We start from the raw sequence: 7,925 nt of genomic DNA on the forward strand, positions 1-7,925 counted from the left end.
TGCCCAAGGACGACATCGAGAAGATGATGCGCGACGCCGAGCAGTACGCCGAGGAGGACCGCCGCCGCAAGGAGGAGGCCGACGTCCGCAACCAGGCCGACACGCTCGCGTACTCGACCGAGAAGTTCCTGCGGGAGAACGACGAGAAGGTCCCCGCGGAGCTGAAGGCCGAGGTCGAGGAGGCCGTCGCCGAGGTCAAGAAGGCGCTGGACGGCACCGACGTCGAGGCCATCAAGGGCAGCGCGGAGAAGCTCGCCCAGGTCAGCCAGAAGATGGGCGCGGCGATGTACGCCCAGAGCCCCGACGGCGCGCAGCCGGCCGGCGAGGACCACGGCCCGACGGCCGAGGCCCAGGACGGGCGGCAGGACGACGAGGTCGTCGACGCCGAGATCGTGGACGAGGACAAGCCGAAGGGTGATGCTTCGTGACGACCTCTCCCCGTGAGGGCGAGGAGAACGAGGGCCCGGTGATCCGCGACAAGCGGCGCATCGATCCGGAGACGGGGAAGGTCCGGGGGACCGGCGAGACGGCGCAGCCGTCCGCCCCGGACGCCTCGGCGAAGGGGGGCGCCGGCGTGGACGGGGAGGTCTCCTCGCTCAAGGAACAGCTGTCCGAGCGCCTCGCCGACCTCCAGCGGCTGAAGGCCGAGTACGACAACTACCGCAAGCGCGTCGAGCGGGACCGGGTCGCGGTCCGCGAGCAGGCCCTCGGGCAGGTGCTCACGGAGCTGCTCCCGGTGCTGGACGACATCGGCCGCGCCCGTGACCACGACGAGCTGACCGGCGGGTTCAAGTCCGTCGGGGAGGCCCTGGAGGCGGTCACCGGCAAGCTCGGCCTGGAGCGGTTCGGTGAGAAGGGCGAGCCCTTCGACCCGACCGTCCACGAGGCCCTGATGCACGCCTACTCGGCGGACGTCACGGAGACGAGCGTCGCGGACGTGCTGCAGCCCGGCTACCGGATCGGCGAGCGGATCGTGCGTCCCGCCCGCGTGGCGGTGGCCGAGCCCGACCCGAACGCCGGCGCCGAGGCGGGCGACGGCGAGGAGTGACCCACCCGGTTCCCGCCGGTGGGCCAGGGGACCCGTCCCCCGGAACCGACTCGGAAGGTCCCGTCCCGGCCAGAACGGCCGGGACGGGCCCCGCCGGGGCATGTTGGACATGTGGCAAGTGGCGATAGCAGAGAGCGGGGCGCCGTGAGCACCAAGGACTACCTGGAGAAGGACTACTACAAGGTCCTCGGTGTCGCGAAGACGGCCTCGCAGGAGGAGATCAAGAAGTCGTACCGGAAGCTGGCCCGCCAGTACCATCCGGACGCCAACAAGGGCGACGCCGACGCCGAGGACCGCTTCAAGGAGGTCTCCGAGGTCTACGACGTCCTGTCGGATGACAAGCGCCGCAAGGAGTACGACGCGGTGCGGTCCATGCCGGGCGGGTTCCGCGGCGGTCAGCCGGGCGGCGGGTTCCCGTTCGACCTCGGGGACCTGTTCGGGCAGCAGGGCGGCGGCACGCAGGCCGGTGGCACCGGCGAGCGCATCGGGGACCTGTTCGGCGGCCTGTTCAACCGGGGCGGCGGCGGCACCCGCACGACGGGGACGCGCCGGGCGCGGCGCGGCGCCGACGTGGAGACCGAGGTGACGCTGTCGTTCGGCCGGGCGATGAACGGCGTGACCGTGCCGATCAAGCTGACCAGCGAGGCGGCGTGCGGGAGCTGCCGCGGGACCGGCGCGAAGGCGGGCACGGTGCCGCGGGTGTGCCCGAGCTGCGAGGGCACCGGGCACGAGACCCGCAACCTCGGCAACTTCGGATTCCAGGAGCCGTGCCGGGAGTGCCACGGCCGCGGTCTGGTCGTGGACGACCCGTGCCCGACCTGCCACGGCAGCGGCCGGGCGACCGGTACCCGCACCATCCAGGCGCGCATCCCGGCGGGCGTCGCCGACGGCCAGAAGATCCGCCTGAAGGGCAAGGGCGCGCCCGGTGAGAACGGCGGGCCCGCGGGCGACCTGTACGTGCACATCAAGGTCAAGCCGCATCCGGTGTTCGGCCGCACCGGCGACAACCTGACGCTGGCGGTCCCGGTGACGTTCCCGGAGGCGGCGCTCGGCGCAGAGATCCGGGTGCCGACCTTCCAGGGGCAGCCGGTGACGCTGCGGCTTCCGGAGAGCACCCCGAACGGCCGGACGTTCCGCGTCAAGGGCCGCGGCGCCCCGCGCCGCGACGGCACGAAGGGCGACCTGCTGGTCACCGTGGACATCCAGGTGCCGCAGAAGCTCGACGAGCAGACCCGCGAGGCCCTCGCGAAGCTGCGCGACACCGGCGCCGGGGAGGACCTGCGCGGCGAGCTCCTCCAGCAGGCCAGGCAGGAGTGAGCCGATGAACGCGAGCGGGCGCGCGGTGGCTGGACTGAGGAGCGCAGGGAGCCTGCGACCGGAGCGACGAGGGAAGCCGCCGCGTGAAAAGCCCGGTCGCCGCCGAGCGGAGGCGAGGCAATGAGCACGAGCGGGCGCGCGGTGGCTGGACTGAGGAGCGCGCGCAGCGACGAAGGAGCGAGCACGCGACGAGGGAAGCCGCCGCGTGAAAAGCCCGGTCGCCGCCGAGCGGAGGCGAGGCAATGAGCACGAGCGGGCGCGCGGTGGCTGGACTGAGGAGCGCAGGGAGCCTGCGACCGGAGCGACGAGGGAAGCCATCGCGTGAAAAGCCCGGTCGCCGCCGAGCGGAGGCGAGGCAGTGAGTACGCCGTTCGGTGATGACACGCCGGTTTATGTGATCTCGGTGGCGGCGCAGCTGTCGGGGCTGCATCCGCAGACGCTGCGGACCTACGACCGGATGGGGCTGGTGTCGCCCGGCCGGACGGCGGGGCGGGGCCGCCGGTACTCGATGCGCGACATCGTGCTGTTGCGCGAGATCCAGCGGCTCTCCCAGGAGGAGGGCATCAACCTGTCGGGCATCAAGCACATCCTGGAGCTGCAGCGCGACAACGCCCGGCTTCGTGAGGAGCTCGCGAAGGCGCACGCCGCGCTGACGGATCTGGCGAACGAGCTGGAGTCGACGCGCGCGGTGGCGGCGCGGCTGGCGCAGCACCGGCGGCACGGGGATCCCGGGGGGACGCCCGGGTCGGATCTGGTACCGATCCGGCATACCAGCGTCGTGGTGTGGCACGAGCGGAACAGGGAGTAGTCCACAAGGAGGTCGGGGGAGCGTCCCCCGCTGGCACAGGGAGCGGACCATGGACGTGAAACTGACGCGCAAGAGCCAGGAGGCGGTGTCGATCGCGGTCCGCCGGGCGGCGGCCGAGGGGCACCCCGAGGTGGAGCCGCAGCACCTGCTGGTGGCGCTGATCGCGCTGCCGGAGGGCACCGCGGTGCCGCTGCTGGAGGCCGTCGGGGCGGACTGGCAGGCCGTCCGGCGGCGGGCGGAGGAGCAGCTCGGCGCGCTGCCGTCGGCGGCGGGTTCGACGGTCGCCACGCCGCGTTTCTCGGGACGGCTGCAGCGGGTGCTGAACACCGCGGGCAACCGGGCCCGGCAGCTGGAGGACGAGTACGTCTCGACCGAGCACCTGCTGGTGGGGCTGGCGGCGGACGGCGGGCCGACGGCGACGCTGCTGGCGGAGTTCGGGGCTACGCCGCAGGCGCTGCTGGAGGCGTTCGAGAAGGTCCGCGGGCACGCCCGGGTGACCAGCGAGGACCCGGAGGGCACCTACCAGTCGCTGGAGAAGTACGGCGTCGACCTGACCGCGGCGGCGCGGGACGGGCGGCTCGACCCGGTGATCGGGCGGGACGCGGAGATCCGCCGGGTGGTGCAGGTGCTGTCGCGCCGCACGAAGAACAACCCGGTGCTGATCGGCGAGCCGGGCGTCGGCAAGACGGCCGTGGTGGAGGGCCTGGCGCAGCGCATCGTGGCGGGGGACGTGCCGGAGTCGCTGCGCGGCAAGCGGCTGGTGTCGCTGGACCTCGGCGCGATGGTCGCGGGCGCGAAGTACCGCGGCGAGTTCGAGGAGCGGCTGAAGGCCGTGCTGAACGAGATCAAGGAGAGCGACGGGCAGGTCGTCACGTTCATCGACGAGCTGCACACGGTCGTCGGGGCGGGCGCGGCCGAGGGCGCGATGGACGCGGGCAACATGCTGAAGCCGATGCTGGCCCGCGGCGAGCTGCGCATGATCGGCGCGACGACGCTGGACGAGTACCGCGAGCGCATCGAGAAGGACCCGGCGCTGGAGCGGCGGTTCCAGCAGGTCCTGGTCGGGGAGCCGTCGGTCGCGGACTCGATCGCGATCCTGCGCGGGCTGAAGGGCCGGTACGAGGCGCACCACAAGGTGCAGATCAACGACTCGGCGCTGGTGGCGGCGGCGACGCTGTCGGACCGTTACATCACCTCCCGGTTCCTGCCGGACAAGGCGATCGATCTGGTGGACGAGGCCGCGTCCCGGCTCCGGATGGAGATCGACTCGCGGCCGGTGGAGATCGACGAGCTGCAGCGGGCGGTGGACCGGCTGAAGATGGAGGAGCTGAACCTCGCCAAGGAGACCGACGAGCCGGCCAAGCAGCGGCTGGAGCGGCTGCGCGCCGACCTCGCCGACAAGCAGGAGCAGCTGAACGGGCTGGTCGGCCGGTGGGAGCAGGAGAAGGCCGGGCTGAACCGGGTCGGTGAGATCAAGGAGCGGATCGACCAGCTCCGCGGCGAGGCGGAGCGCGCGCAGCGCGACGGTGACCTGGAGACCTCCGCGCGGCTCACCTACGGCGAGATCCCCCAGCTGGAGAAGCAGCTGGAGGAGGCGTCGGAGGCGGCGGAGAACCGCGACGCGATGGTCAAGGAGGAGGTCGGCCCGGACGACGTCGCGGACGTGGTCGCGTCCTGGACGGGAATCCCGGCGGGGCGGCTGCTGGAGGGCGAGACCGCCAAGCTGCTGCGGATGGAGGACGAGCTCGGCCGGCGGCTGATCGGCCAGGCGTCGGCGGTGCGGACGGTGTCGGACGCGGTGCGGCGGGCCCGCGCGGGCATCTCCGACCCGGACCGTCCGACGGGTTCGTTCCTGTTCCTCGGGCCGACCGGTGTCGGCAAGACGGAGCTGGCGAAGGCGCTGGCGGAGTTCCTGTTCGACGACGAGCGGGCGATGACCCGCATCGACATGAGCGAGTACGGCGACAAGCACTCGACGGCGCGGCTGGTCGGCGCGCCTCCCGGGTACGTGGGGTACGAGGAGGGCGGTCAGCTCACCGAGGCCGTCCGGCGGCGTCCGTACTCGGTGGTCCTGCTGGACGAGGTGGAGAAGGCCCACCCCGAGGTGTTCGACGTCCTGCTCCAGGTGCTCGATGACGGGCGGCTGACGGACGGGCAGGGTCGCACGGTCGACTTCCGCAACGCGATCCTGATCCTGACGTCCAACATCGGGTCGCAGTTCCTGGTGGATCCGACGTTGGAGAACGGAGCGAAGCGCGAGGCGGTCTGGAACGCGGTGCGGAGTGCGTTCAAGCCGGAGTTCCTCAACCGGCTGGACGACGTGATCCTCTTCGACGCGCTGTCGACGGAGGAGCTGACCCGGATCGTGGACCTCCAGGTCGACAAGCTGGCGGAGCGGCTGGCGGAGCGGCGGCTGACGCTGCGGGTGACCGACGCGGCCCGCGAGTGGCTGGCGCTGACGGGCTACGACCCGCTGTACGGGGCGCGGCCGCTGCGCCGCCTGGTGCAGACGGCCATCGGCGACCAGCTGGCCCGGGAGCTGCTGTCGGGCGAGGTGCTCGACGGCGACGAGGTGGTCGTCGAGCTCGACGAGGCGGCGGACCGGCTGACCGTGGGGCCGGCGCGCGAGGTGTCGTTCACGAAGTAACCGTCCGCGGCCGTGCCGCCGTCCGCGCACGGCGGCACGGCCGCGGCCGGAGTCATCGCCCGGCGCCGTCCCCAGGGCCCGCCCCCGAAGGGCCCGGGGCGAACGCCGTGCCCGCAAAATCGGTCAAGGCGCTCTTTCCCTAATGAAACCTCGGGAACTCGACTCTACCTGCACCTTTGCCGTTCGCACCACTAAATACCTAAAGCACAAAAAACTCCACGAATCAGGACGTAAATACCTACTGGTATTCGGGCCGGGAATGGCCGGTCAGGGTCCCTCGCCCGCCGTCCGCGAGGAGGGAAATCCGAACCGGCCCTCCGGTCGTACCGGTTCCGGTGCGTCCGGAACCGGTACGCCCCGGGCCCCTACCGGGCCAGCAGGTCGCGCAGCGCCTCCACGACCACGGCGGGCGCCTCCTCCGCCATGAAGTGGCCGCAGTTCACGGTGCGGTGGTCCAGGTCCGGCGCCCACGCGCGCCAGCGCGCCGCGGCGTCGAAGCCCAGCGCCGGGCCCCAGTCCTGCTGGAGGACCGTCACCGGCATCGTGAGCACGGTGCCCGCGCGCCGGTCGGCCTCGTCGTGCTCGACGTCCACGCCCGCCGAGGCCCGGTAGTCGGCCACGATCGACGGGACGGCGGCGCGCGAAGCGGCCAGGTACGCCGCGCGGACGTCGGCGGGGATCACGTCGGGGCCGCCGCCCCACTGGTCCAGGAAATGGCCGAAGAACGCGTCCGCGCTCGCCGAGATCATCTCTTCCGGCAGTCCCGGCGGCTGCGCCATCAGGAACAGGTGGAAGCCGACGGCGGCGGACGTCCCCCGCATGATCTCCCAGGCGTCCAGCGTCGGCAGGGTGTCGAGCGCGGCCAGGTGCGTGATCGTCGCGGGGTGGTCGAGGCCCGCCCGGACGGCGACCAGCGCGCCCCGGTCGTGCCCGGCCAGCGCGAACCGCTCGTGGCCGAACGCCCGGGCCACGGCGACGACGTCGGCGGCCATCACGCGCTTGTCGTAGCCTCCGGCGGGCTTGTCGCTGTCCCCGTAGCCGCGCAGGTCGAGGATGATCACGGTGTGGTCGGCGGCGAGGTCGGCGGCGACGTGCCGCCACATCAGATGGGTCTGCGGGAAGCCGTGCAGCAGGACGACCGGGTCGCCCCGCCCGGCCACGGCGACGTTGAGCGCCACGTCGGCGGCGACGGGGACGCGCTGGTAGTCGAAGGTCTCGATCCTCATGCGCCCACCCTCGGCGGCGCCGATGAGCGGGCGATGAGCGGCCGATGAGCGGCGGGCCGGGCCGTAGATTGAGGGGATGCGGGGGGACGTGCGGTTCGGGGTGCTCGGCCCGCTGACGGCCGAGGACGCGGGCGGGCCGCTGGAGCTGCGGGGCCCGCGGCACCGTGCCGTGCTGGCCCGGCTGCTGGTCGCCCGCGGACGCGTCGTCCCGGTGGGGACGCTCGTCGGCGACCTGTGGGACGACCCGCCGGAGGGCGCCGTCGGGGCCGTCCGCACGTTCGTCGCCGCGTTGCGGCGCGGCATCGAGCCGGACCGGCCGCCCCGCGCCCCGGCCCGGCTGCTGGTCACCTCCGCCCCCGGCTACGCGCTGCGCGCCGAGCCGGACGCGGTGGACGCCCGGCGCTTCGAGGCGGCCGTGCGGGAGGCCGCCGCGCTGCCGCCCGCGCGGGCGCTGACCGTCCTCGACGGGGCCCTGGCGCTGTGGCGCGGCCCGGCCTACGCGGAGTTCGCCGACCGGGGCTGGGCCCGCGCGGAGATCACCCGGCTGGACGAGCTGCGCCTGCTGGCGGTGGAGCGCCGCGCCGGGGCGGCGCTGGAGACCGGCGCGGCGGCCGACGCCGTCCCCGACCTGGAGGCGCACGCCGCGGGCCACCCCTGGCGCGAGGGCGAGGACGCCTGGCGCCTGCTGGCCCTCGCGCTGTACCGGGCGGGCCGGCAGGCGGACGCGCTGGCCGTCCTGCGGCGGGCGCGCGACGCCCTGGTCACCGAGCTGGCCCTGGACCCCTCCCCCGGCCTGCGCCGCCTCGAATCGGACATCCTCGCGCAGGCCCCGCACCTGGCCCCCGGCCCGGGGACCGTGCCGGCCGCGCGGCCCGCGTC

General features: G+C 73.5%; 7 protein-coding genes. 6 read left to right on the top strand and 1 reads right to left on the bottom strand.

The genetic code is table 11. The features are described 5' to 3' along the window. The 5 genes from E1291_RS36200 to clpB form a co-directional block, all read left to right on the top strand. Positions 1 to 428 (top strand): Hsp70 family protein (locus tag E1291_RS36200; protein ID WP_165495467.1); only part of this gene is annotated, 428 nt, incomplete at its 5' end. Continuing rightward, entirely contained in the window at positions 425 to 1,048 is a 624-nt protein-coding gene (grpE, locus tag E1291_RS36205; protein ID WP_131742566.1) for a nucleotide exchange factor GrpE, read from the top strand. The genes E1291_RS36200 and grpE, both read left to right, overlap by 4 nt. A 144-nt stretch (positions 1,049 to 1,192) precedes the next feature. Then, entirely contained in the window at positions 1,193 to 2,365 is a 1,173-nt protein-coding gene (dnaJ, locus tag E1291_RS36210; RefSeq protein ID WP_131742567.1) for a molecular chaperone DnaJ, read from the top strand. Positions 2,366 to 2,723: 358 nt separating this feature from the next. Continuing rightward, positions 2,724 to 3,173: a heat shock protein transcriptional repressor HspR gene (locus E1291_RS36215; RefSeq protein ID WP_131742568.1), complete on the top strand. Its 450-nt coding sequence runs from the start codon at positions 2,724 to 2,726 to the stop codon at positions 3,171 to 3,173. A gap of 49 nt (positions 3,174 to 3,222) precedes the next feature. After that, entirely contained in the window at positions 3,223 to 5,820 is a 2,598-nt protein-coding gene (gene clpB / locus E1291_RS36220; protein ID WP_131742569.1) for an ATP-dependent chaperone ClpB, read from the top strand. Positions 5,821 to 6,185: 365 nt separating this feature from the next. Here clpB and E1291_RS36225 read toward each other — a convergent pair whose 3' ends face one another. Beyond that, entirely contained in the window at positions 6,186 to 7,046 is an 861-nt protein-coding gene (locus tag E1291_RS36225) for an alpha/beta fold hydrolase (protein ID WP_131742570.1), read from the bottom strand. A gap of 76 nt (positions 7,047 to 7,122) precedes the next feature. On the opposite strand from E1291_RS36225, the gene E1291_RS36230 reads away from it, so the two are divergent. After that, the coding region (locus E1291_RS36230; protein WP_165495468.1) for an AfsR/SARP family transcriptional regulator at positions 7,123 to 7,925 on the top strand (803 nt) is incomplete at its 3' end.

Source organism: Actinomadura roseirufa, assembly GCF_900659635.1.
In the GTDB taxonomy this organism is placed as follows: Bacteria; Actinomycetota; Actinomycetes; order Streptosporangiales; family Streptosporangiaceae; genus Spirillospora; species Spirillospora roseirufa.